At 42.0% G+C, this 26,868-nt stretch carries 19 protein-coding genes; 18 read left to right on the plus strand and 1 reads right to left on the minus strand.

Annotated features, from left to right (window positions below; translation table 11 throughout):
* Positions 1-65 precede the first annotated feature (65 nt).
* Positions 66-776, minus strand: a complete 711-nt coding sequence (locus L2567_RS12870; protein ID WP_235298194.1) for a CDP-alcohol phosphatidyltransferase family protein — start codon at positions 774-776, stop codon at positions 66-68.
* On the opposite strand from L2567_RS12870, the gene L2567_RS12875 reads away from it, so the two are divergent.
* The 18 genes from L2567_RS12875 (at position 768) to L2567_RS12960 (ending at position 26,813) form a co-directional block, all read left to right on the plus strand.
* Positions 768-2,486, plus strand: a complete 1,719-nt coding sequence (locus tag L2567_RS12875) for a sodium:solute symporter family protein (protein ID WP_235298195.1) — start codon at positions 768-770, stop codon at positions 2,484-2,486. The two genes, L2567_RS12870 and L2567_RS12875, sit on opposite strands and share 9 nt — an antisense overlap.
* A gap of 42 nt (positions 2,487-2,528) precedes the next feature.
* Positions 2,529-2,945, plus strand: a complete 417-nt coding sequence (locus L2567_RS12880) for a VOC family protein (RefSeq protein WP_235298196.1) — start codon at positions 2,529-2,531, stop codon at positions 2,943-2,945.
* A gap of 86 nt (positions 2,946-3,031) precedes the next feature.
* On the plus strand, positions 3,032-3,943 hold the full coding sequence (locus tag L2567_RS12885; protein ID WP_235298197.1) for a sialate O-acetylesterase: 912 nt from the start codon (positions 3,032-3,034) through the stop codon (positions 3,941-3,943).
* A 47-nt stretch (positions 3,944-3,990) separates the two neighbouring features.
* Positions 3,991-4,773 (plus strand): DUF6090 family protein, encoded by a 783-nt coding sequence (locus L2567_RS12890; protein ID WP_235298198.1) that lies wholly within the window; start codon positions 3,991-3,993, stop codon positions 4,771-4,773.
* A 15-nt stretch (positions 4,774-4,788) separates the two neighbouring features.
* Entirely contained in the window at positions 4,789-5,556 is a 768-nt protein-coding gene (locus L2567_RS12895) for a DUF6090 family protein (RefSeq protein ID WP_235298199.1), read from the plus strand.
* A 125-nt stretch (positions 5,557-5,681) separates the two neighbouring features.
* Positions 5,682-6,173 (plus strand): nuclear transport factor 2 family protein, encoded by a 492-nt coding sequence (locus L2567_RS12900; protein WP_235298200.1) that lies wholly within the window; start codon positions 5,682-5,684, stop codon positions 6,171-6,173.
* A gap of 253 nt (positions 6,174-6,426) precedes the next feature.
* Entirely contained in the window at positions 6,427-7,326 is a 900-nt protein-coding gene (locus L2567_RS12905) for a glycoside hydrolase family 16 protein (protein ID WP_235298201.1), read from the plus strand.
* Positions 7,327-7,356: 30 nt separating this feature from the next.
* Positions 7,357-8,217, plus strand: coding sequence for an aminoglycoside 6-adenylyltransferase (locus L2567_RS12910; protein ID WP_235298202.1), 861 nt, complete (start codon positions 7,357-7,359; stop codon positions 8,215-8,217).
* A gap of 48 nt (positions 8,218-8,265) precedes the next feature.
* Positions 8,266-8,559 (plus strand): hypothetical protein, encoded by a 294-nt coding sequence (locus L2567_RS12915; protein WP_235298203.1) that lies wholly within the window; start codon positions 8,266-8,268, stop codon positions 8,557-8,559.
* A complete protein-coding gene (locus tag L2567_RS12920; RefSeq protein WP_235298204.1) occupies positions 8,550-9,482 on the plus strand; it encodes a hypothetical protein in 933 nt (310 codons plus the stop codon). The genes L2567_RS12915 and L2567_RS12920 overlap by 10 nt, the downstream gene beginning before the upstream one ends.
* 258 nt (positions 9,483-9,740) lie before the next feature.
* Positions 9,741-11,249, plus strand: a complete 1,509-nt coding sequence (locus L2567_RS12925) for a PA domain-containing protein (protein WP_235298205.1) — start codon at positions 9,741-9,743, stop codon at positions 11,247-11,249.
* A gap of 220 nt (positions 11,250-11,469) precedes the next feature.
* Positions 11,470-12,369 (plus strand): ABC transporter ATP-binding protein, encoded by a 900-nt coding sequence (locus L2567_RS12930; RefSeq protein ID WP_235298206.1) that lies wholly within the window; start codon positions 11,470-11,472, stop codon positions 12,367-12,369.
* A 25-nt stretch (positions 12,370-12,394) separates the two neighbouring features.
* Complete coding sequence (locus L2567_RS12935; protein WP_235298207.1) at positions 12,395-15,670, plus strand: golvesin C-terminal-like domain-containing protein; 3,276 nt, start codon at positions 12,395-12,397, stop codon at positions 15,668-15,670.
* A gap of 23 nt (positions 15,671-15,693) precedes the next feature.
* Positions 15,694-17,193 (plus strand): TolC family protein, encoded by a 1,500-nt coding sequence (locus L2567_RS12940; protein WP_235298208.1) that lies wholly within the window; start codon positions 15,694-15,696, stop codon positions 17,191-17,193.
* Positions 17,194-17,196: 3 nt separating this feature from the next.
* On the plus strand, positions 17,197-18,303 hold the full coding sequence (locus tag L2567_RS12945; protein ID WP_235298209.1) for an efflux RND transporter periplasmic adaptor subunit: 1,107 nt from the start codon (positions 17,197-17,199) through the stop codon (positions 18,301-18,303).
* On the plus strand, positions 18,300-21,413 hold the full coding sequence (locus L2567_RS12950) for an efflux RND transporter permease subunit (RefSeq protein ID WP_235298210.1): 3,114 nt from the start codon (positions 18,300-18,302) through the stop codon (positions 21,411-21,413). The genes L2567_RS12945 and L2567_RS12950 overlap by 4 nt, the downstream gene beginning before the upstream one ends.
* A complete protein-coding gene (locus L2567_RS12955) occupies positions 21,410-26,119 on the plus strand; it encodes an efflux RND transporter permease subunit (protein ID WP_235298211.1) in 4,710 nt (1,569 codons plus the stop codon). The genes L2567_RS12950 and L2567_RS12955 overlap by 4 nt, the downstream gene beginning before the upstream one ends.
* Positions 26,112-26,813 (plus strand): hypothetical protein, encoded by a 702-nt coding sequence (locus L2567_RS12960; protein WP_235298212.1) that lies wholly within the window; start codon positions 26,112-26,114, stop codon positions 26,811-26,813. The genes L2567_RS12955 and L2567_RS12960 overlap by 8 nt, the downstream gene beginning before the upstream one ends.
* Positions 26,814-26,868: the final 55 nt, after the last annotated feature.

Genomic DNA, 26,868 nt, shown 5'->3' on the forward strand with positions numbered 1-26,868 from the left:
ATTCGTTTGCTGAGCTGAAGGATTGAGTCTTTTTTCTTCCACCATATACTAGTACAGGAGGAGATTCACGCCTCCCGCGCCGTATTCCACACCGCCATGCCCAGAAAATAAAAGCCGCAAACCACAGCCAGCCAGGACAGAAAGACATATTCAACCGGCCAGAAATAAATGACCGTTAGCATTGTTCCCATTAAGAGGGCGCTGATTGCCAGGTCCAACTTCTGGTAACGCGAAGGTCGGCTGGGATAGGGGAACTTAAGGGGTACAAAATGCAGAATGGACAATACTACGATGAGAATTGCATTGAGGATCAGGTAATCACTAAAAACGAAGATGCAAAAAAAGGCGACGACATTCCACAGTACAGGGAAGCCTATAAAGTATTTTTCCTCGTAGACCATGCCTTCCTTTCCATAGTACGAGGCGGAGGTCAATAAGATCAAAGCCGCCAAATACAGGCCAAGCGATTCCGGTAAGATGCCCGCCTTGTAAATCATATAGGTGGGCACGACCGCATAGTTGGTGAAGTCTACCACGGTATCGATCATGCTGCCGTTGATCTTTGGCAACACTTCTTTTACACGGAAGCGCCTCGCCAGGGTACCGTCCACACCATCAATGACCGCTGCAACGATCAGATAGAACATGGCCGTCCGAAAATCTGCTTCATTGGTGGCGAGGATGGCCAAAAATCCGAAAACGATACCCGTTGCCGTGAAAAGATGGACCAGCCATGCCAGTGCAATGGATTGGAATTTGTTTTTGGCTTGACTCATGTTTCACAGTTTTTAGGACGATCTTCCCAATATAGAATATTTATAAAAAATTATCGCATCTTTCCGGTCGAAGAAAGCCAAGCGAAAAGTTTAATAACCTTGAGAAGAATTTTTTTAGCGCCCATCATCCTTGTTCTCTTACTGAGCGTGCAAGGTGTCATCCTCTACTTTTTTACCGACGCCGATGTGCTTTGGAGCGGTTACATCTCAATGGTCTTTTTCTTCTTCCTCATTTTCCTGATTGGAACCTATGCAGCCCAAAGAAACCAGGCCAATGATTACAATCAATTGCTGCTGGCCGGTCGTTCCATTCCCCTCTATGTTGCCGTCTTTACCATGACGGCTACCTGGGTAGGAGGGGGATACATCAATGGAACGGCGGAGAATACTTACAGCAGTAATTATGGATTGGTATGGGTGCAGGCGCCCTGGGGATATGCCATGAGCCTGATTCTGGGTGGCTTGCTTTTTGCGCGAAAAATGCGTCGTTTCGAGTTTAAGACAATGTTGGACCCGCTCAAACAGAAGTTTGGAAAGAAAATGTCAGCCGTGCTTTTTGTTCCTGCACTAACGGGTGAGTTGTTTTGGACCGCGGCGATTTTGACCGCGCTGGGTATTACCTTTTCTACCTTGTTGGGCCTCGATATGCAACTTTCCATCATTTTCTCTGCCATCATTGCCATTGCCTATACGGCCATTGGTGGTTTGTGGGCAGTGGCCTTGACTGATGTTTTTCAAATGATCATTTTGATGGTCGGTTTGATCATTGTTGTTCCTGTAGCCCTTGCTCATGTGGGAGATGCGGACACCGTATGGGCAATGTACAAATCTCAAAAAGGAGCGGCAGCAACCTTGCTACCTTCCAGGGCGGCCCTGGGGGATTATTATTGGGTGTGGTGGGATTATGCCTTATTGTTGATGCTGGGCGGAATACCATGGCAGGTCTATTTCCAAAGGGTGCTTTCTGCTAAAAATGAAGGCGTCGCTGTCAGACTTTCGATATTCGCCGGATTTCTATGCCTGATTGCTGCTATCCCCTCGGTGATGATCGGTGTGATTGGCTCTTTTGCCGACTGGACGGCTATGGGTTTGCCGGAGCCTGAGAATGCGGCTGCTATTTTACCCCATGTCATTCGCTATCTGACCAATCCCTGGGTGGCTACCATTGGCCTGGGTGCTATCGCGGCAGCGGTCATGTCGTCGGTGGATTCTTCCATTTTGTCTGCTTCCTCCATGTTGACCTGGAACATATACAAACCCATCGTCAAGCCTCATGCTACTTCTGCAAATCTGGTTGCTGTAGCCAAAAAGTCGATTTGGATTATTGGTATCGCGGCTACTTTGGTGGCACTAAGGGTAGAGAGTGTGTACCAACTCTGGTTTCTCTGCAGCGACTTTGTCTATTGTCTTTTGTTTCCGGCACTTTTTTGTGCTTTCAATGATGAAAAGTCTAATATTTATGGTGCGCTTGCGGGTTTTACCGTGGCATTGATCTTGCGATTGGGTGGGGGAGAAGCAAGCCTTGGAATTCCTGCATTTTTGCCTTATCCGGGCACTGCCGGCGGTGAGGTCATTTTTCCTTTTCGTTCTCTGTCAATGTTTGTTGGATTACTGACCATCTTCACCGTTTCCAGATTGACGCAGGGTAGAAGGTCAGGAAAAGGTCTTGGTAGAATGGTAATGCAGGATCATGAAGATGCATTAGACTAATTGCTAATTATTAGTAAATTTAAAGCTTGTAAATCCTCAATTGTGACAGAGCCCATTGACCTGCAATACATAGACCATGTGGCCATTAGAGTCAAAGATCTCGGCGAATCTGCAAAATGGTATTCCAAAGTACTTGGTCTAAAAAAAGTTCAACCACCAGAATGGGGAGCATTTCCTGTTTTCATGATGTCGAAAGGGTTTGGTGTAGCACTTTTTCCGGCCAATCTGGATCATGACTCCTTGAATCCTGCATCCAAAAATGTCAAGATAGATCACTTTGCATTCCACGTCAACCGGCATAATTTTGAAAAGGCCATTGAAAAATACAAGGATTTAGGATTGAGCTACCAAATTCAGGATCATTACTATTTCGACTCCATTTATACCAAAGATCCCGATGGACATACCGTAGAATTAACCACCATAAAAGTAGATGCGGGCGAATTTTATAAGTTATAGATCAATGTGTGTTCATTATTCATTTTATCGATTAAATTCGCAGGGTAGGGAAGTGGTGTCCCTGTATAACCTATAAACCCAACTTTATGAGACCCATCAATTATGCGCTGACTTTCTTTCTTTTGCCTCTAATATTGTCAGCCCAGGAGAATGCTAAAGATACTTTCAGACTTTTTTACTTAGGTGGTCAATCCAATATGGATGGATTTGGACTTGTCGAGGAAGTGCCGGATTCTATTCATTCAAATCTCGGAGAATCATGGATCTTCCACGGTCATCCCGCTCCTGATGGGGATGAAAGCGGGGGATTGGGCATCTGGGCCAAACTACTTCCCGGGCAAGGCTGGGAATTTTCAGCGACCGAAAAGGAAAATAATTTGTCCGGTTTTTTCGGACCAGAACTTTCATTCGCAAAGAAACTCCAGGAATACTATCCTAATGATAAAATAGCCATCATCAAATATTCAAGAGGTGGAACTTCGATAGACAGTGTCGCTGCCGGAAGATATGGCTCTTGGGAACCTGATTTTAAAGGACAAAATGGGATCAATCAATACGACCACTTTCTGAAAACGCTGCAAGAGGCGATGAAAGTGAAGGACATTGATGGAAATGGTGTTGAGGATGTTTTGATTCCATCGGGCATACTTTGGATGCAGGGGGAAAGTGATGCCTATAGGGAAGAAGTGGCGTTGAGGTATTATGACAATTTAAAACGTCTCATGGATTTGGTGCGTGCTGCATTGAGGGTCGATGATCTGCCGCTTGTCATTGGAAAGATTACGGATTCAGGCAAAAATGATGCTGGAAAAGTATTTAGATACAGCGAACTGGTACAATATGCGCAGGAAAAATATGCACGAACAGAACAAAAGGTGGCGATTGTGCGAAGCACGCAAAACTATGGTTACTATGACGCTTATCACTATGACAGTAGTGGCTACATTGACCTGGGAGAAAAATTTGCGGAAGCGATTTATAAGTTAAATCGTAAATAAAAGTTCGTTTGAGGTGAAACGCTTCGATACGAATATCAACTAAACTCATGATTAAATTTTTTCGAAAGATTCGACGACGGTTGCTTTCAGCAGGTGAAACTGGACGATACCTAAAATATGCCATTGGAGAAATTGCACTGGTTGCTATTGGCATTCTGTTGGCTTTCCAATTAAATGAATGGAATGACCATCGTAAGAAAGTAAAGCTGGAGAAGGAATACTATTGCCGTTTACTAGATGACGTAAAATTAGACCAGGAACAAATTCAAAACTTATTGAGATTGGCTGAACAGCGGTTGGTCTCTTCCAATGAATCGGTCCGCTTACTATTAGATGATCGCTCAGCAAAAATTGACATTGGCACACAGGTTTCTAATGCGACGAAGGCTGTTTATTCTGACTTTGAGCCCAATAATTCAGCGTATGAAGATCTGAAATCAGGAGCCAATCTGAATATCATCAACGATAAATCGATCATCAAAGCGCTTAATCACTATTTTAACAGAGTGGAAGAATTGAAGAGCATCATCATGATCAATGGGCAACATGCGGTGGATATTTCGTTTGCTCATGATGATTATTTTGAAAATGGTACTGTGCTGGCTTCCTTGGATGAAGGTCGATTGACGGTGGGTTTGGATGAGGAATTAAAGGAGGCTGTTCTTTCCTTAGACGATAACAGACTATCCAGGGAAATGAGAAACAGACTACTCAATGAATCCTTAGAGTTCGTTGGCGTCAATACCAGACAAATCGAACTGTACAACTTACTGCTGCAGGAAATCGAACAGTTAAAAGGTAAATTGGGAGCCAAGTGTGAAGCCGGCTAAAAAAATCGCAAACCAATGATTAAATTCTTTCGCAAAATTCGACAACGATTAATTACAGAAAATAAGGTGAGTAAATACCTGTTATACGCCATTGGCGAAATTGTGCTTGTCGTCATTGGAATCCTGATCGCGTTGCAAATCAATAATTGGAATGAAACCAAGAAAGAAAAGGCTTCGATCAGGACATCACTCACTTCGTTGAAGGTCAATTTAAATGAAGATATTAAAGATTTGAATAAGCAAATTGACCATAACCAGAGACTTCTCAAACATATTGATTTCACATTTAAAGTCATTGCATCACCTGAATTTGAGAATAAACCGCTTTCAGTTCTTGCTGACAGTATTGGTGATCTGGCTTCAGAAAGAACATTTTTACCTAACAATACCACTTTTAAGTCTATGGAGTCAGGGTCACACTTTCAGTGGATCACTGACCAGGAATTCAAAGAGTCTATTTACAGATACTATGTTCTTCTAGATAAAATTTCCAGTATAATAGAACAAAATAACATGTTTGTAAAGCTACGGGTTGAGGATTTTATCTATAATAAAATGGAGCTGGGAACTTACTTTCCTGAGTTGAACCGCCATTCGGAGAATAGGGATTTAAGTTTGGACAACACCAATCTTTTTCGAGAGGATCCGGCACTGGAAAATGCGCTGATTGGACGAGCGTTTCGTGCTAATGGAGAAATTAATATGTCCCAGGAAGCGATTGTGGAAGCCAATAAACTGATAAAAATAATTGACAATTATCTTAAAATGAATCAATTGAAATAGTAGGGTGAGAGACAGTTAGATAAAAGCAAAAAAAACTTGCAAAATAGATTTATATTGACCTTAAATACAAAGAACAGGGCCGCTGAAAACTGAATAGAGTAGGCTACAACCTCAAAAAATTAAAAATGAATAAATTGATTTCCGTCTTGCCGTTGATTGCGGCAATTTTGATCTTAAGTGGTGTTCAACTATCTGCCCAGACGGCAACTGATACTTTAGAGATTAAAGAAACCGTCCTGAATTACCTCGAAGGACTGGAAACCAACTCTCCAGAGAGGGTTGAAAAAGCCATGCATCCTGATCTGGCGAAGCGCATCATTGAAAAAAACGAAGACGATGTGGATTATCCTTCAGATATGACCGCTGCAAGTTTGATCGGTTTTTCCAAAAAATTTGATTTTACATTGTTTTACAAAGCGGACGTTGACGTGGATGCTCCTATGCAGACCGATATTCAGATTTATGATGTGTCTGAAGGAATAGCGACGGTAAAAGCGGAGACCAATAAGTTTGAATTCATCGACTACATCCACCTCGGAAAATTTGATGGAGAGTGGAAGATCGTAAATATTCTTTGGGCCTGGACGGGAAGTACCAATAAATGGATGAACAAATAATGTGAAAAAACCATAATAATCCATACTTAATCTGGCAAAAAGGATGGAGGAAGAATTTGGAGACAAATTGCACATTAAATACAAGACTTTTGAGAATTACGGGCATGTTCCGTTTCCAAGCTTCTACGACGGTTTGAAATTTGTAATAGAAAAGGATTAAGGAAAGCATAATTCGGAATAAGCAAGACTATTAATTTCTAATTCAAGATTTATTATGTACTTTCAAAAGCTAAATCTATAAATACAATTCATCATGAAAAATCATCTTCTTGCTATCATTTTCGTCGTTCCCTTAATTTTCAGCGGATGCAACAAAGAAAGCATGCTCAGTCAGAACGAAGCGTTTTCTGAATTTTCCAAAATGGGTAAGCCTGACAAAGGGGGAGGAGATGATCCGCAGCCAACGGGAGCCTGGAATTTGATTTTCGAAGATGAGTTTAATAGTGATTTTTCGGCTTGGAATATATGGGAAGGAGGAGCGTTCAATGAGGAAATTCAGCTTTACCGGGGAGAGCAATTAGAGCTTTCTAATGGAACACTGAAGATCAACATTCAGAGGGAGGCCGTCACCGGACCCACCAATATCTATGACAGTACTCCAAAGGATTTCGAATACGTATCAGGCAGAATAGAAACCAAAGCCTTATTCGGTCCTTCTGCAGTTTCCGGAGAGCGCGAATATCGCTTTGAAGCACGAATTAAGTTGCCGTCTGGTCATGGAATGTGGCCCGCATTCTGGTCATATGGAGATCCCTGGCCCACACAGGGTGAAATAGATATTTTAGAAGCAAGGGGTGGAGAACCCACAGAGTATCAGTCTAATATATTCTATGGTCGACGACCTAATCGGAATATTAACAGAAACACGGAAGTACATTACTCGCCGGGAGTAGACCTTACGGCTGACTTTCACGTCTATGAAATGAGATGGCGTTCGAATGAGATAGATATTCTTTTTGACGGTCAGGTTTTACATACATACGTGGCAAACCGGGACAATAACATTGCCAGTATATTTGGAAAGAAGGAAAAAGTGGTGTTGAATACGGCAGTTGGAGGACTATTCTTTCAGGATAGGAATTCTGCTAATTACGCTGATAATGCTCAGATGGAAATTGACTGGGTGCGAGTCTACAATAGGGCAGATGAGTAATCCTTCTCTTTTTTAGGTCAATGGTATTTCATGAGGAGCGAAAAGCAAATATTTGCACTAATTAAAGCGGTGGCTCAGGCTGATCAACGCATCAGGGCTGTCATCCTCAATGGTTCGAGAGCAAACAACAGGATTACCCCAGACCGATTCCAAGATTATGACATCACCTTTGTGGTCAAAGATCTGGATTCCTTTAGAGCGGAGCCGGATTGGATCGATGTATTTGGTCAACGCATCATCATGCAAATGCCCAATAGTATGAAGTTGGACGAAGAAGATCGTTCAGAGGAGCAAAATAGCATGGTCTATCTGATGCTTTTTGAAGATCATAATAGAATCGATCTTACCTTGATACCAGTGGATGACATGGAGGAGTATAGCGACAGTTTGACAAAGGTTCTATTGGATAAGGATGCATTTTTTGATTCCTCGATAGAAGCGACCGAAAAGGATTATTGGGTTCGAAGGCCAACTGAAAAGGATTTTCTGGACTGTTGCAATGAATTTTGGTGGGTGAGTACGTATGTAATCAAAGGATTAATGCGAAGAGAAGTTTATTACGCTAAAGACATGTTGGAAGGTCCTGTCAGAAAAATGTTTTCACGAATGTTGAAGTGGTATGCAGGGGCTAAATATGACTTCGAAATCAATGTCGGAAAAAGCAATCGGTTCTTGAAAAAATACATTGATCATGATACCTATCGCAAAGTATTGAAAACATATCCGGATGCAGAGGTCGAAAGTATTTGGTCTAGCATAGAGGTTATGATGGATCTTTTTAATCAATTGAGTGCAGAAATTGCAGACCGTTTAGGATTCTCTTATCTTGCTGAAGAGGGTAAAAATGTGAAAGATTATTTTGAGCATCAAAAGAAACTTAGTGAGCAATAGATAAAGGTTGGGATCATTAGATGAAATTGGAATCAAAACTCAAATAAAATGGATCTTCGGACAGTTGGGATTTTGTCATTCTTTATCATGGCAAGTTGGGGAGCATTTTCGCAGAACGATAGGGCTCATCATTTCATAGGGATAAATCCCAGTGTTACCGTAGAGCATTATTATGAAGCGGGGGAATGGGATATCAATATTTTGCCATTGGTCTATCAAAAAACCCTTTCTAAGAGATGGGATTTAAGACTGAACAGCATTATCAATTATGGCTTAAGAAAAGAAAAGAATCTGATCAGTCATGTAGGATTGGAATTAGTAATCTTCGGAAAATGGATCTAGTTCAATCTCGTAATACTGCAACCGCAGAAAGACCTACTCTCATCACACATTCTTGTCGAGGATTATTATTTGCGATACTGACTTGTACGCTTTTTTGTGAATGTGTTAGCCATAAAACCATTGGTGAAGGAAGTCAGACTATAAATAACCAAAAGGTTTACAAGGTCTATACGTATGATCATGAAGGTCCTGATTTTTACAAAGGCGAAATCCAGGCTGAGTATGAAACAGTTTATATTCTTCCTCCTGAAAAATATAAACAAAAGCGACTTGATAAGGGAAGAAGAATTTCACAAATCGGTTATAAAAGAAGCCCTGTTTGGAACAAAAAAGGAGATAAAGTTGCCTACTTTTCCTTCTCGGTTCGTGACTCTATGAACAATTCCAAAGGGCAGATCATGATCCGGGACATCACAACTGGCCAAACCAGGATCATAGATGATATTAACCCTTGTGGATGCGGTCTTTCATGGGATGAAACTGGGACTCTTCTGGCTTTTGGAGAAAGGGATTCTACCATTACAATATATGATTTGAATGAAAATAGGAAAATATCACAGGCTAAATATCAGGGAAGAGCGGAAGGAATGACCATGTCCCCAGATGGAAGTCATATCATTTTTTTTACAAGAGACGGCACTACTCCCAATGATGCTGATGGATGGAGACCAAATTTACTTTCCGTAAAAGAAAAGCGCATAACCAAAATTGGTCTGACTACAGATCAATTCGGGGTTTTAAGTGATTTTTACTGGCACAAAAACGCTCAGAAAGTCATTTTTCCTGGATTTTTCCTGGACGAAAATAAGCAAAGAACTTATGAGTTTTGGGAGTACGATCTCAGGTCACAAGAAATGAAACCTTTCAAAGGTGACTTTATGGCCATACAAGATCAATCTTTTCGCTACTGGCAGCGAAAGTAAACAGGCATCTTGTTTAGTCCCCACCGATCCTTGAATCAAGTTATAGATTGTGTTCTCATCTTTGAATATGCGCACAGCAATAAAAGTCAACTACTTTACATTTCTGAAATACAACAAAATTATTACTAAAAAATATTGCATTAGACGATAGTATTTTTGCTTTTATTTTGTAGATTCGATATATCTAAATAATAATATGGTCTGTCCTTATTATGACCTTTCATTAGTTGGGTAATTTTAAACCTTAAAACTAAAATTATGAACCTCATTAAAACCGGCCCCAGGGCTGCGGGGATGTTTTTCCTATCCCTCACTTTTCTCCTTATTTTCCTCGTTTTTTCCTGTGAAAAAGAAAGTATCGAAACACTGAACTTAGAACATGATGTAATGGTGTCTCAGGATCTTGATCGTAACAGTGGCCAATTGCCAAAAGTGGACATCTGTCACATCGATGACGAAGGTGGATCACGGATTATTAATGTGAATGGCAACGCATGGCCAGATCACGAATTACACGGAGACGCAATAGATCAAGATGGTGACGGCTTATTTGACCGTGAAAACGACTGTAGTATTACGGATTGTAACGATGAAGATCCGGTCAATTTATCAGGCAAATATTGTGGATTGGTCTATGGTTATTTTAATGGTGAATATATCGGTAACCTCGGTTATGTGATCACTGTGGAAGAAGGTGGTTGTGCCATCACTGTAGAAGCGGGCTACTGCTTTGAAGGCATAGAGTGGACACTTACGGAAGCGAATGGTAATGTATATACCTACATGGAATCTGACCCATGTGCAATCGATGGCTGCATGATTACCCTGGTCAATAACGGTAATGATGTTCATGTCAGCTTTGATTGCGGGGAATTGTTCCCACCAGGGTTTGAAATCGAAGGAACTTTTAAAAGGTATGAAGGTGAAACCAATTTTCAGGAATATTTGCTTTTAGTCGACCAAGATGGAGACAATTGGTATGACGTTGCTGATAATGCTTTTAGCTCTTGTCAACCGGAGGGGTATACTTCATTGGCTGACTTGGGTAATTTTCAAATTGGGGATTGTGACGATATGGATCCCACGGTTAACCCCGGAGCCAATGAAGCATGTGATCTAATTGATAAAAATTGTGATAATATAGCTAATTACCCGATAGGGCTAGTGAATGGTGTCGAGGGGACAGGAGCAACTTTCGGCCCTAGCAATGCTGCTATAACAGCTCCATGGACCAATGTTGAACCTACTACCGCTTGTTTCTTTTTAGAACCTGAAGAAAATCCAATTGTCAACGATTTAAGCGGGAAAATTGCTGTCATTGATCGTGGACTTTGTTTTTTCGACAAAAAAGTAAAGTTTGCAGAGGAAAAAGGTGCCGTCGCAGCTATTATCTGTAATGAATTTGATGAATTAGAAGTCATGAGAGCTTCAGGAGTAATTGAAGAACCAACCATACCTTCCATTTTTGTTAGCTCTTCACATTGTCAACTAATACGTAGCAATCCGGACGGCTTATTGAATTTCGAAGTGATATGTGGACTGGAATTACAATCCAATCTAGCGAGAAGTGTTAATCAGCCCGAGTCACTCCACTCATTAGAAGATAATGTGCTCAGTCGTAACTTGAAGAAACAAATAACAGGATCCAGCAAATTTGAGCTGCTCTATAACAGGCAAAAGACGAATCAGGAAAAAAAGGTGATCTTTTACAATGGCCGAAATGATACCTCATCAAGCCTATCCAATGCCAAAGCATTATTAGAATAAACATTTTCCGTTTAGGAAACCAAAGGAAGATCCCGCTATGATTATAATGGCGGGATTTCTTTTTTCAGTCATGAAACCAGGGCGTCTGGTATGATGATCTAAATATGTAGTGCGCTACACTGGTCGACCCCCTACCTTTACTCATCTAAAAATCTGAACCATAGCGCCACATTCCGATCTTACTTACTAAATTGGCGTATAAACTAACTTCTACTACTAGATGAACATCTCTATTCAGAACCTTTCAAAAAGGTATCCGAATGGGAACCAGGCACTAAATAATGTCAATCTTGAAATCAAGGAAGGCATGTTTGGTCTATTGGGACCCAATGGCGCAGGGAAATCAAGCTTGATTCGAATCCTCGTTACTTTAATGAAACAAAGTAGTGGCCAGATCTACGTTAATGGAAAGGAGGCTTCCCAAAACAGAGCCTATGTTCGGAGTATGTTGGGATACCTTCCGCAGGATTTTAGTTTTTTTTCCAATTTGAAGACCTATGAATTTCTGGATTACGCTGCTCGGCTAGCAGGCATGACCAGCAGAAAGAAGAGAAAAGCAGCAGTAGATCAACTGCTAGAGGATGTCGGTCTTTTTGACGTCAGAAGTAGAAAAGCCAGCAAGCTTTCCGGTGGAATGAAACGCCGCTTGGGCATCGCCCAGGCCCTAATCAATGAGCCGCAGATCATTATCGTGGATGAACCCACTACAGGGTTGGATCCCGAAGAGCGTATCAGGTTCCGAAACCTCCTGGCCAGGCTTGGTAATAAGGATGTCAGCATCATCTTATCCACTCATATAGTAGCGGATATCTCCAGCATATGCGAGCACATGGCCCTTCTTAATAAGGGAGAAATTGCTTTTTCAGGCCCACCAACTGAGTTGATCAGTCAAGCGGAGGGAAAAGTTTGGAACATCTATGCAACAGAACAGGAGTATCAAAAAGTGACCACTCAATTCGATGTTGTGGCCACAGTCATGATCAAAGAAGGGTGGAAAATTACAGTGGTTGCTGATGAAGTGGTGGGTTATGAAGCGGAGCGGGTCAAGCCTAATCTGGAACATGCCTATGTCTACTTTGTGGAACATACGCTAAAAAATAAAATATTATTTACATCATAAAATCTGATACGCAACCAAAACAGAAATGAACCTAACTTTTTTAACCATAGCCAAATACGAACGTAAAGTACTGCTGCGAAGTTGGTTCTTTCGCATCTTTTCGTTCCTGACCTTATTCATGATCTTCATCTTTAATATGGCGGAAGTTTCATCGGTAGGTGATGGTACATGGTTTTATCGTGCAGTCCCTGCCAACATGCCTTTATTGGCGATTTACCTGCTGAACATCGGACAAGCCATCATCGCAGTATTTCTCTCCTCTGAATTCATCAAAAGAGATCGCAAACAGGACACTGCCGAGGTATTTTATGTGCGATCAATGAGCAATGCCAGCTATGTGCTGGGAAAAGCGTGGAGTATTCTCTCCTTATTTTTAATTGTCAATGTCATTGCGCTACTGTTGGCTCTGATTTTCAATGCATTGGCAGCTGATACTTCAATCGATTGGAAAGCCTATATCTACTATCCGGTGTTGATCTCTATACCTACTTTGGTATTCATCATTGGGTTATCATCAATGATGATGAGCATTATCAGAAACCAGGCACTGGTTTTTGTTTTGCTATTGGGATACATACTTTCCAGCCTTATCTATCTGCAAACTTCCTTCAACTACCTTTTTGACTACATGGCTTTTCATTTGCCTATGTTTCACTCTTTAATCACCGGTTTTACGGATTGGGAGACCATCTGGACATTACGCCTGATGTACACCTGCTTTGGTTTGTCCTTCATTTTTATCTCCATACTTTTACTGAAACGATTGCCTCAGTCCAGATTCCAAAATATATTATCACTGTTTCTGGCACTTGGATTCTTAGCGGCAGGCACCTTCTTAGGTTGGAAACACATCGAACGATACCAACGGAGTATCTCTCTGCCACAAGAAATGATTGCCTTGAACAATGCTCACCTTTTCACTTCCACCATTGACATAGATAAAAATCACATCCAACTGACACAGCTTACAGAAGGTATATCCATAGAAGCTGAAATATCTGGATCTGGCGCAAAAACCAGTAAGGAATTCGTTTTTCGTCTAAATCCGGGTCTGAAAATCGATAAAATCCTTGCCAATGGCGAACCTGTTCCATTCGAAAGGCAACTGCAATTGGTCTTCCTGAAGTTCAAAGATTCCATTCCGGCCGGAAGTTCCGTAGACTTCATGATCTCTTACCAAGGCAACATTGACAAGAATGCACTATACATAGATATTGATGAAGACCGGAAATATAAGCGTTCTGATCGCTTTTTGTACGACATGGGAAAGGAGGTCGCGTTTCTTGATGAGCATTACCTGCTGCTGACACCAGAATCAGACTGGTATCTGCAAAGTGGGGTAGGATATAGTTCGGAGAGTGCTTCCTGGTACCGCAAAGACTTGATAGACTACAAGATAGAGGTAACTACTTTACCAGATCTGACACCGGTATCAGTAGGTCAAGTGGACTTGATAGGAAAGGATCATTATGTGATACAGGCCGGCTTTGCACAGCCACATTTATCGTTGGCTATTGGTCGATATGAAAAGAAGAGCTGGCAGACGGACAGTATTGAACTGGCGGTTTATCACATTCAGGGTCATGACTACTTTAAAGATGCTTTTCCAGACATCAGAGATACACTTCCTTCTATTATTGTAGAACGCCTGAGGGATTATGAACGAAAAATTGGGCTGAAATATCCCTTCGAATCTTTCGCCATTGTAGAAGTCCCCGGACCTTTCACATCATATGATCGCACCTGGACTTCGATCCACCAGCACCATCAACCAGGCATGGTTTATTTTCCTGAAAAAGGATTGTTCAGCAGAAGAAATGACTTTAAAAGAGAGGTCAAGAGGCAACGACGGTGGGGATCGAACCGCAATAAGACCAAAGAAGAATTACAGATCTCGGTGCTGAATCGTTTCCTTGAGCGCTTTTATGAATTTAAGGATGTAGATACAAAGAACAGTTCGCAGGGTACGGTGGTAGAGGAATCCATCAACCCGTACTACCAGTTTGTTCAGTTTTATGAGATGTGTAATAATCTGGATTCAGATCAATGGCCTATTCTCAATCGTATATTTGAATCATATCTGAGGGGTTCACAAAATGAGGGGCCGGATTGGGTGCGGAGAAATAGTGGAAGTACGCAGAATGAGTTAGCCAATATGATATTGCAGGAAAAGAGCTTTGCAGAAGTACTTAGGCTGAAAGAACATAAAGAACTGGTAGACAATGTCATCGAACTGAAAGGAGAGACACTTTTTTCATTGATTGAAGCCAAGACTGATTCAGACCAATTCAGAGATTTTGTAACGGAGCTTTTGGAAATTCGAAGATTTGAAAATTTCCCATTTGAGGATTTTGTCCAAAAGGTTGACGAGCGATTTGGAATAGACATTACTGCGCAGATGGATCCCTGGTTTAATGAAATACAGCTCGCAAAATATGCCTTCTCAAACCCAATCGCTCAGAAAGTGTTTTCTGGTAACCGCGAAATGGTGCAGGTCAGTTTTAAAGTGTCCAATCACGGTGATGGCGAAGGAGTCATCAAGGCAAAATTGACTCCTGGTGAACAGGCAGAAGACCTCATCTATATGAAGCCGGATCAACGCAAGGAAATATATTACCTAACCAGCACTGACCCTACGAGTATTCAATTTAACACATTGATCTCTGGCAATCTGCCCAATCAGATCGAGTACAATTTTGAACAAATAGAAAAGACAACAAGGCAGGGCGCGGCAGAACGGGAGGTTATCCTGGAAGATGTAGTTGAGATCCTGGATGACCGTGAATTGGTTTTCGATAACGAAGATCCTGCCTTTGAATTCACCCGTTTTGAAGAGGTCAGCAGATTGAGGAAGTGGCTGAAACCACAAGATGGAGAGCGATTTAAATACCAGGGGACCAAAGTTTGGAGGCCGCCTTTAAATTGGACAGCAACAACGAATGATGAATTCTACGGAGACTTTATTCGGTCTGCATTTTACATCAAGGCGGGAGAAGGTGATAAAGTGGCGACCTGGAACATACCTCTGGAAGAACCGGGTCGATACAACTTATTTTACCATGTCTATAAAGACGAATCCTTTAATTGGGATAGCAATATTCGCGGCACTTATACATTCACAGTACCGCACCAGAACGGTGTGGATCATCCCGTCATAGAATTAAAAAGGAATACACCAGGAGGTTGGATGGCACTGGGGGATTACACTTTCTCGAATGATACCATCAGTATCAGTTTGACCAATGAAAGTAAATTGAGAGCGATTTTCGCAGATGCCATCAAACTGGTTAAACTGGATTGAACATGAACTTAAAAATGAAAGAAATGAACAGATTCATGCAAAGAAATTTAATGGTAAAGCTTTCGCTCTATCTTACGTGCATCATGTTTTTCCTGACTCCTGCGCTTAGTGGTCAGTTGCCCATCACCTTGCAAAAGGCACTTGAAATCGCAGAAACGGGAAGTCCAAATGTTCAGAGATCATTGCTCACGGTGGAACAGTTTCAGCACAATCTCAATGCTGAAAGGGCTTCTCTGAAGTCGCGTTTTTCACTGACCCTGGAGCCATACAGCTTTAGCAACAACAGAATATTTGATAACCAGTTTTCGCAGTGGTTTACCAATACGGAAACCTTTTCTCGAGGTACTTTTCAAGTGGAACAACCGATTTTGCAGACTGGTGGATCGGTGGGTCTGTTCAATACCTTCGGATGGCGAAACAACAGATCTGCAATCGCCAACTTCAGTGAAAATTCTAATAAGGCCTTTTTTAACAACCTTTATCTGGCGATCAATCAACCTCTGTTTACCTACAATAGGAGACAAATGGCGTTGGATGAACTAAGCCTAAGTTACGAAAATGCCAATTTGGAATATGCCATCCAGCGTCTCACTCTTGAAAAAACCATCACCAGTCAGTTTTTTGATGTCTATCTCGCCCAGCTTAACCTGGATATTTCCAGAGACGAGTTGGCCAATACCTCTCAAAACTATGAAATTGTGAAAATCAAAGTTGAGGCCAATCTACTGGCCAGAGAGGAGCTATATCAGGCAGAATTGAATTTTGCCAATGCTCAGCTATCGGTTCAGGACAGTGAGCTTTCACTGGCCAACACGAAAGAATTGTTCAAGCGTGAAATCGGGATGAGCCTGGATGAAGATATTCGCTTAATCTCAGAACTGGATGTACAAGAAGTGATGGTAGACCTTGACCGAGCCATTGATCTGGCTTTGAATTCAAGGCTTGAATTAAGACAAAGAAGAATTGACATCGAAAAATCTTTTTTCGAGTTGACCAGAACAAAGGCGCTGAATGAATTTAGAGCTGATGTACAATTGACACTTGGTATCTTTGGAGACAATGAATCTTTTGGTGATGTCTACAGTTCGCCGACCAGTAATCCCAGTATCGGCATCTCCATGAACATTCCTATTTGGGACTGGGGAGAGCGTAACCAGCGGGTTCAGGCTGTGGAAGTATCGATGAAAAGTCAGCAACTGGACCTCAGAGAAGAAGAAAAACAAATTGCCCTGGACATCAGACGTGTGTATCGAAGCATACAAACCCAGATGCCTAGAATAGAAATTGCCCGTAAAAACGTCGAGAATGCGGAACGCACCTATGAAATCAATCTGGAGCGATACCGAAATGGAGACTTGTCCGGTATCGACCTGAATCAATTTCAAACTCAGCTGTCCAACAAAAAAATCGATCTGGCAAGGGCACTCATTAATTATAAAAACCAACTCCTTGATCTGAAGATCTTAACCCTGTATGACTGGGAAAAGCAGGAGCCTGTTGCATTGGCACTATTGAAAAACTAAAGAATGAGCTTAAAAATATTTCTGAAAATGACCATCGAAACAAACGCTATGTTAGTAAAGTCCTATCTGCTGCTTTTATTTTTGATCGCAGCTTTGTTAACCAGTTGTGACCAGTCGGAAGATGAAAGCCCAAGTATTGAAATCGCTGCTCCGGTTTCTGTCATTCAGGTGGAGACGGACCAACTTTCCCGCCATACCATTGCCACAGGTAATGCCATGGCTGATAAAGAAATGGAGATGAAGGCCCCTTTAAGTGGTGAATTCCATTTGCTCAATCATCCGTCCTACAACAGACCTTATAAATTAGGAGACTATGTTAAAGAGGGTCAGCCTTTTATGGAAATAATCGATGAGGAGTATGTCAATGGCATCGCTTTGGAAACCAAGAGAATGAACTTGCAATTGGCTGAAAAAACATATGACCGTCAAAAGTCAGTCTACGAAAAAGGTGGAGTTACAGAGCGAGAACTTCAGGATGCTGAGCTACAGGTGACCACTGCCAAAAATGATCTTGAAAATGCACAGTTGAGACTGAAAAAAATGAAGATGAGCATTCCCATTTCAGGGGTCATCGTAGAATTTCCCAATTATACACCCAATAGCATCATTGAACAAGGGGCACCTCTAGGGAAAATCATGAATTATTATCAAATGTACATTGACGTCAACCTCCCTGAAAGCACCATCAACGAAATCAAAATCGGGCAGCCGGTACAACTCACGAATTACAGTATTCCGGACGATACCCTCACAGGAAGGATCACTGAAATCTCACCAGCCATTGACGTAGAAACCAGAACTTACCTGGCAAAAGTGAGATTTAGTAATCCTAAATTATTGATCCGCCCTGGAATGTTCGTCAAAACTTTAATTAAGGTCAATGAAAAGAGAGACATCATCACCATACCTAAAGAAATAATTATATCTGATCAGAAAGGGAAGAGGGTCTTTGTTGTGGAAGACAATACTGCCTTTGAGCGATTGATAGAAACCGGAATGGAGAATGAAGATCAGATAGAAGTGGTCAGCGGGTTAGAAGTAAATGATAGACTGGTGGTCAAGGGTTTTGAAACACTAAGAGACAAGTCTAAAGTGAAAATCCTGCAATGAAAAGACTGATTACGTTTTCGGTAAACTACCCAGTGACCATTCTGATGGCCATTTTGGGAATTTGTATTCTCGGCTACATTTCATATTCGAGACTGGGCGTGGACTTATTTCCAGATCTCAATTCTCCACGTTTGTTTGTGGAAATTACAGCTGGTGAGAAAGCACCGGAAGAAATTGAGAAGCAATACATTGAGCAGATCGAATCCCTGACCATGAGGCAACAGGGGGTGTCACAGGTTTCCTCTGTTGTGCAAATTGGCTCTGCGCAATTGACCGTAGAGTACATATGGGGAAAAGATATGGATGAAGCCTTCCTCGATCTGCAGAAGTCACTGAATGATTTTAATCAGGGGGGACAATTAGACAGAATAACAGTGACGCAGTACGATCCGAACAGTGCTCCTATTATGTTGATCGGTATTAGCCATCCTGAGATTACGGACTTGAATGAATTGAGAAAAATCGGAGATAATTATCTGACCAATAAGTTGATCAGATTAGAAGGGGTAGCACAAGTGGCTCTTTCCGGTGAATTGGAGCAAGAAGTCCTCATTCAACCAGTGCCCTATAAAATGGAGGCCTTTCAGGTGACCATCAACGACATTGCTCAAAAAATTCAAAGCTACAATCAAAATATTTCAGGAGGAAACGTTGAAGATCTGGGCTTAAACTATACCATCAAAGGTGCGGGAATGCTCAAAACTGAAGATGATTTTAACCGCCTGATCATCGGATATCAGCAAGGCAACACCTCCGGAAGAAATGGTGAAGCAACCAATCCTCAAGATGTTTCCAATCAGGGAGGAAGTAATGCACCTGTTTACCTGCAAGATGTTGCTGTGACTCAATTTACAAATAAGGAGCCTCAAAATATGGTGCGGATCAATGGTCAGCGCTCACTGGGACTATCCATCTACAAGGAAAACAGCTACAACACGGTAAAAGCAGTAGAAGAAATACTGGTCGAATTAGATGAGATCAAAGCCGCTTTGCCGGGATATCAATTTGATGTCATCTCTAATCAGGGAACATTTATTAAGAATGCAGTAGACGAAGTAAAGGAAACGGCGTTGATTGGGATAGGTCTGGCCATAGTGGTACTTTTCTTTTTTCTTCATCGCCTGGGCACCACCTTAATTATCAGTATTGCCATTCCCATTTCAATCATAGCCACTTTTACCTTGATGTATTTCAATGGATTGACCGTGAACATCATGACCCTGGGCGGCTTGGCATTAGGAGCGGGTATGTTGGTCGACAATGCCATTGTGGTGCTTGAAAGTATATTTCGGAACCATGAGACGGGAATGGATGCCAAGAGCGCAGCCATCACGGGGACATCTGAAGTGGGTGGCGCCATCACTGCTTCAACGCTGACCACCATCATCGTCTTTCTGCCCCTCATTTACATGCAGGATGCCGCTGGCGAACTGTTCAAGGATCAGGCATGGACCGTTGCTTTCTCACTATTGTCCTCGTTGTTTGTCGCGATTTTTGTTATTCCGATGTTGTATCACCAATTTTATCGGAACAGAAGCCTTCCTGCCAAGGCCAGATCATTCCAGCTTACTGGGTATAGCAGATTTTTGAGACAAATTTTGAAGTGGAGATGGATAGTCATTTTACTGGCAGCAGGCTTAATTGCAATGGCCGCTTATATTTATCCTCAGGTAGGCACTGAATTCATGCCAAGTGCCAGCACGCACAAGTTTACCATGGACATTCAGATGCCTGAAGGCACTATATTGGAAAGGACCGCAGCAACCGTTGCCAATATAGAAGAGATCATTCAAGATGGCTTAGGCGAGGACATCGATTTCATTTACAGTCATATTGGCGCCAAAACCAATCCAGGTGAATTAAAGAATAATGTCTTCAGGGGTGAGCATAGGGCCACACTGGAAGTCGGACTGGTAGACAGCACTGCACTTGGCACCAGTAAAGTCATTGCTGCGCTTGACCAGGCTATCAGTGGTATTCCTGGTATTCAAATTTCATTTGCCCCTGAAGCATCTTCTTTAGATGAAATATTGAGGACGGAAGAAGCACCCCTGGTTGTGGAGATCAAAGGAGAAAATTTAGAGGTGATCCGTGAAATGACCATGCTGGTAAAGGCTGAGATGGAAACCATAACTTCTTTACTGAATGTCAGAACATCCATAGAGGAAGGGGCACCTGAAGTGGAAGTCCTTTTTGATCGTTTTAAGTTGGGCTTGTATGAATTAGACATGAATTCGGTTGTTACTCAGATTCAGGACCATTTGCAGGGCAAGGAGGTCGGAAGATTGGAGCGAGCTGGGGAGATGCTGGATATCAGGCTCGTTCTTCCGGAGCAAGGAATTCAGGATTTTAAAGAAATGGTCATCAAAGGTGGACAAAGGGAATTTCGGTTGGCAGAAATTGCCCGTTTGAACACGACCACAGCTGCCCGTGAAATCCATCGAAGGAATCAAAATAGAATAGGAAAAGTTTATGCTCAATCCGTTGAAGACCAACCTTTGGAGTTCGTTGCTCAACAAATTAGGAAGCAATTAGCAACATTGGAAATACCACCTGGTTACAGCATCAGTGTTGAAGGTGATGAAATGCGCAGACAGGAATCTTTAAAAAGCCTGGGATTCTCACTGCTGCTTTCGATCATTTTGGTATATATGGTGATGGCTTCTCAATTTGAGTCGTTGCTTCATCCTTTTACCATTCTATTGACCATTCCTCTGGCAGTGGTAGGGACCATCGGCACTTTCTATGCCTTAGATATGCCTCTAAATATTATGGCAGTGATTGGAGTCATTATGCTGGTGGGCATAGCGGTAAACGACGCGATCATATTTGTCGATAGGATTAATCAGTTGAGAAGAAGTGGTGCTGAAAAGTGGGATGCAATTGTAGAGGCAGGTCAACAGAGAATTCGACCTATCTTGATGACCAGCATGACTACAGTTCTGGCTTTGCTACCACTGACTTTCGGATTTGGTGAAAGTGCATCTCTCAGGGCACCCATGGCATGGGCAGTTGTAGGTGGACTGATTACTTCTACATTCCTAACCCTCATTGTCATTCCTTGCGTTTATGCGATTATTGATAGGGGCGAAAAGAAAACTGCAAGATGACGGTACTTCTTCAAAGGAAGATAACGACTTGTATGATCTTTTTAGGTCTGAGTTTATTGGGTTATATCTCTTATGATCGATTGGCAGTAGAATTGCTTCCCAATGCTGAATTACCGATGCTATTCGTTCAGGTGGCTACATCATCGGCCTCCAGTCCTGAATATATAGAGCAGCAAGGTGTTATCCCTGTGGAGGGTGCAATTGGAAGCCTGGAAGGGGTTGAGGAAATCGACAGCCGAATCGGCGCTAATCAAGCATTTATACAGGTGAGTTTCAAGCAAGACGTGGCCTTTAAGTATGCATTTCTCGACTTGCAGCAAAAGATAGATGCCATTAAGACTGAGCTGCCGGATGATATTTTTGTCAATGTTTCCAAGATAGATCTGCAGCAATTCACCAATCAATTTTTAGAGCTGCAAATTCGTGGAAGTGGTGGAACTGACCGATTGCGAACCATTACGGAACAGGAAATTCGTCCGGCCTTTGAAAACTTGAGTGGGATCGCATCCATCAACGTATTTGGCGGACGACAAAAAAGCTTGGAAATCATCCTGGATAAAGAGGCCAGTGAGCCTCTGGACATCACCGTTGAATCGGTACGGTCAAAGATCAACCAGAACTCTGGAGACAGAACATTAGCAGGTTATGTGTATGAGGGGAAGAGAAGGTATTTCATTCGAACCGCTACTGAACTAACATCTGTCGCTGAGATCGAAAATCTGGTAATGGCTCCCGGGCCTATTTTACTGAAGGATGTTGCCCAGGTTTCATTTGGTGTGGAAGAAAGTACTTCCATCAGCAGAGTGAACGGGAAAGATGCCATTTCAGTTACACTCACCAAGGCTTCCCAGGCTAATATTATTGACCTTTCTCATCAATGTCAGGATTTGATCAAAGCGTTGAACAAGCAATTGCTTTCCAAAGATGTACAGATTGCCATTCAACAGAATATGGCCGATGACATGGAGAATAACATTAATCAAATCATCAGATTGGCGCTTATCGGTGGGTTATTGGCTATTCTGGTTTTGTGGATTTTCCTCAAAGACCTACGTTTAATTTCCATCATTGCAGTGTCCATACCTGTTAGCGTACTTTCAGCTTTCAATTGGTTTTATGGGGCAGGTATCAGCATCAACAGTCTGACTCTGATAGGAATGGCTTTGGCGGTAGGTATGTTGCTGGACAACAGCATTGTGGTATTAGAGAACATTTACCGCTTGCTGTCAGAAGGAAAGTCAAAGGAAAAGTCGATCATCACCGGTGTTAAAGAAGTAGCCAAAGCCATTTTAGCAGCTACTTTGACGACTGCAACTGTATTTTTACCCTTTGTTTTCTTTGGCAATTATCTATTGAGCCTTATTGGTAAAAATATTGGCGTTTCCATTATTTCTACTTTGCTCATGTCCCTTCTGGTGGCCCTTTTCCTGATTCCCGTTTTGGCAGCACTGGTTTTGAGAAAGAATGCTGGATCGAAGAAATCAGCTTTTGATGTGTCAAAAGGAAATAATAAAACTGAGCGGATTTACATGGTGCTTTTGAAGAGTAGTCTTCGAAATCCTACCAGAGTGATCATTGGAGGATTGTTGCTCTTCTTTTTAACTGCTTTTGCAGTATTGGCCCTCAATATCAATGCGCTGGAAGAAGTGGAATCGGATCAGATCGATATATATGTGACTATGGCAAAAGGCAGCACCCTTGAAAAAACTGACATTGTGGTTCAGGAAGTGGAGTCAGTGCTTGAAGAAATTAAGGAAAAAGCGGACATCTATAGTAAAGTCAATGCTGAAGATGGAGTAGTGACCATTAAGCTTCAGGAAGAACACGAAGAAGTCGATGGTCGGGGTTTCAACGAAATCAAGGAGGATATAGAGGGTATCATTCAAAGAGTAGGTGGAGGAACAATCAGTACCAACCCTGCACCAGGGAGTGCCACAGGTGGTGGTGACTTCGGTGGAGGTGGAATGGGAGATATGGGTGCGCTATTGGGATTCGGCAATACTCAGGAAAGAATATTGATCAAGGGTGAAGATTATGAATTAATCCAAAGGGTGGGACAGGATTTGCTATATTTTGTTCAAAACCTTAGTGAAACGAGAAGCGCGAATCTCAGTACAAGAGGAAGTCGTCCTGAAGCCCGATTGGATTTTGATCCGCTAACCATGGCCAGAAACAATATCATCCCTGAAAATATAGCGCTGGCCCTTCGTGATTTCGGCCAGACTTCTACTTCGGAAACCCAATTTAAATATGGAAACGAAGGTTATAATATCATCATCAGAGAAAGTGAGTCTCCGACGATAGAAGAAGAAGCCAAAACAATGGACGACTTGAGAACACTTGAGATCAGAGATCAGGTAGGTGGTCGTCACCAGTTGACTGATATTTCTTCCATTACGAAAACGCAGGGTTCCGAGGACATCCGTCGAATCAATCAACAAAAGCAGATTGAACTGACCTATGCACCTACCCGACAGGCTGAACAATCACGTGACTTACTGGAAAGCTATAAATCGAATATTTCGGATCTGATCGCCAATTATCAGATTCCTCCAGGGGTTGCAATCGAGCTGGTTGACGCTCAGGATCAACTCAAGGATTTCAAACCACTGGTAGGGGCAGCGTTCTTATTGATATTCATCATTCTGGCCTCTTCCTTTGAATCGCTTACTGCTCCCTTTGTGCTGGGCTTTTCAGTTCCCTTAGCAGCTACCGGAGCGCTCTTAGGATTGGCCATTACGGGTAATTCGTTGATGAATGCCAATACATTGACCGGTTTTTTGATTCTGCTCGGTGTCATTGTCAACAATGGCATTATCCTCATTGATTATGTGAATACTTTAAGACGCAAAGGATTTCGAAAAACCAGAGCATTAATGACTGCTGGGCTTCATCGCCTCAGGCCCATTATGATAACAGCAATTACCACCATTGTCGCAATGTTTCCGTTGGCCCTGGGTACCGAAGAGTATGTGGGTGTCATAGGAGCTCCTTTTGCAGTGACCGTTATAGGGGGGCTGGCTTTAGGCACTGTTCTTACACTGATCCTCATCCCGACGGTGTATTTGGGTATGGAAAATGCGATCAGCTGGTTTCGCGACTTACCGCTATGGATAAAAATCGTCAACATTGCCTTGTTCATTGGTGGGTCATTGCTGGTCTATTTCAGGGTGGATGCACTGCTGTGGCAGTTTGCCAATATCCTCCTCTTGTTTTTCATCATTCCAGGCATCACCTACTTTATTATGGAAAGTCTCAAAAAGGCAAGTGAAGAAATCATTTCTGGTGATGTTGCTCCTCACATTGTCGTTCAGAATCTTGTCAAGATCTACAATCGACCAGGTCGGTTCGCCCGAGAGTGGGGTGGAAGTGAAAACCTGGCCTCATCTCGAAAAAGTGTAGTCCAAGAGTTTGGGTGGAAGACTTTCTTAAAGGATTTACTATGGCAGCTTCCCTTACTGATTTTTATGATCTGGTTCTGTTTTTGGTATCTGGAAAACGGTTTTTGGATGACCGTTATGGCCATATCGATTTATCTTCTGGTCTTAGAAATCGGTAGACCTGTAAGTGAATACCTTCAAATTGGAAACGGCCACATGATCATAAGGGTTTTGTCTTTTTTAGGAAAATTAATTTTTTGGGTTTTGCCTTTTTTGTTAGTACTTGCGCTTTATGCACAATGGGAAGGCGTAGGTCATGCAGCCGTGATTGGTGTGGTTTGGTATTTAATTTTGTTTGTTCAGCGCTCATCCCATTATTTCTATCGAAAGGGTTTAAAAATTGAAAGGGTCAAATGGAGGATCAGAAGATTTTACTACCGTACGATTCTCAGTATACCATACATTGGCAAAAAGAAATTGCCCTTTAAAGCTTTAAGCGGCATCTCCCTTGAAATTGGTACAGGAATGTATGGATTGCTGGGACCAAATGGAGCTGGTAAGTCCACTTTGATGCGAATCATCAGTGGTATCTTTGACCAAAGCTATGGCAAGATTTGGATCAATGGTTTTGACACGCAGGAGAAAAGAGAAGAACTGCAAGGTTTGATTGGTTACCTGCCACAGGCCTTTGGCAGTTATGATGACATGTCTGCCTGGAGCTATCTGGATTATCAGGCCATACTCAAGGGGATCACTCAACATACAGAAAGAAAGCAACGGCTTGAGTACGTTCTTGAAGCCGTAAATATGTTGGATCGAAAAAATGAAAAAATTTCTTCCTTTTCCGGAGGCATGAAACAACGAATTGGGATCGCACAAATCCTCTTACACCTACCCAGAATTCTTATTGTAGATGAACCTACTGCTGGCTTGGATCCACGAGAGCGAATTCGCTTCAGGAACCTGCTGGTTCAGTTGAGCAGAGAAAGGATCGTATTGTTCTCTACCCACATTATCGAAGATATTGCAAGCTCTTGTAACCAGTTAGCTGTCATAGATAAGGGAGAAGTCAAGTATCAGGGTTCGCCTTTGGATATGGTACATTTGGCCAATGGGCTGATCTGGGAATATTTGATTCCAGCGAACCAATTCACGCAGGAGGATGAGGCACATGTGATCGTAAACCATATTCGGGAAGGAGAAAATATTAAAGTAAGGTGCATTTCGAATACCAGGCCTAATGAAAATGCTTACCCCATAGAACCCGTTCTGGAGGATGCGTATTTATGCTTATTAAAGAACATTCAAATAAAAGAAAATGACTAGTTCGCTAATACTTATACTCCAGGTCATACGCTATAATCTAAAGGTGGTCTTCGCCGGAAGATTTATACTATTCTTATTGGCAGCAATTGCATTCTATATATTTTTTATGATTGTAAGCGTGTTCGATAACGTGGACTTCAATCTCAGCGTCATGTACGAAATCACTTTTCTGCCTGCATTGCTATTGATTTTCTATCCCGTAGTATTTGGTATTCAGAGAGATGATGACGCAAGAATGCTTGAAATACTTTTTGGTATTCCTGACTACAGATATAAGGTCTGGCTGGTCAGAATCATATTGATATTTGTGCTCGTTTTTTTGATGTTAATATTATTTTCAGCATTGGGTTCTTACTTATTATATCCGATCAATCCTATCCTCCTTTCCTATCAGCTGATGTATCCAGTTAGCTTCCTGGGAAGCCTGGCATTTCTGCTTTCTACCAGAATCAAAAATGGCAATGCAACCGCTGTTGTGATGGTCATTTTAGGATTCTTTCTTAGCATTTTTAGTGAAATCTTTGATGATACCATGTGGAACATTTTCATGAACCCTTTCGGTAGCTCTCGTGAATTGACCCAAGTGGCATACCAACAAATCGTGTGGAAAAATCGTATTTTCTTAATGGTGGGAAGTGTGATTTTTATTTTGGGTTCTCTATTAAACTTGCAGAACAGGGAGCGCTATATTTAAGACCATCTTGTTCCAAGTTTTTATTTCCTCAATGGATGGATGTCAGTCTGACTTG

It is taken from the genome of Portibacter marinus (assembly GCF_021533195.1).
GTDB lineage: Bacteria > Bacteroidota > Bacteroidia > Chitinophagales > Saprospiraceae > Portibacter > Portibacter marinus.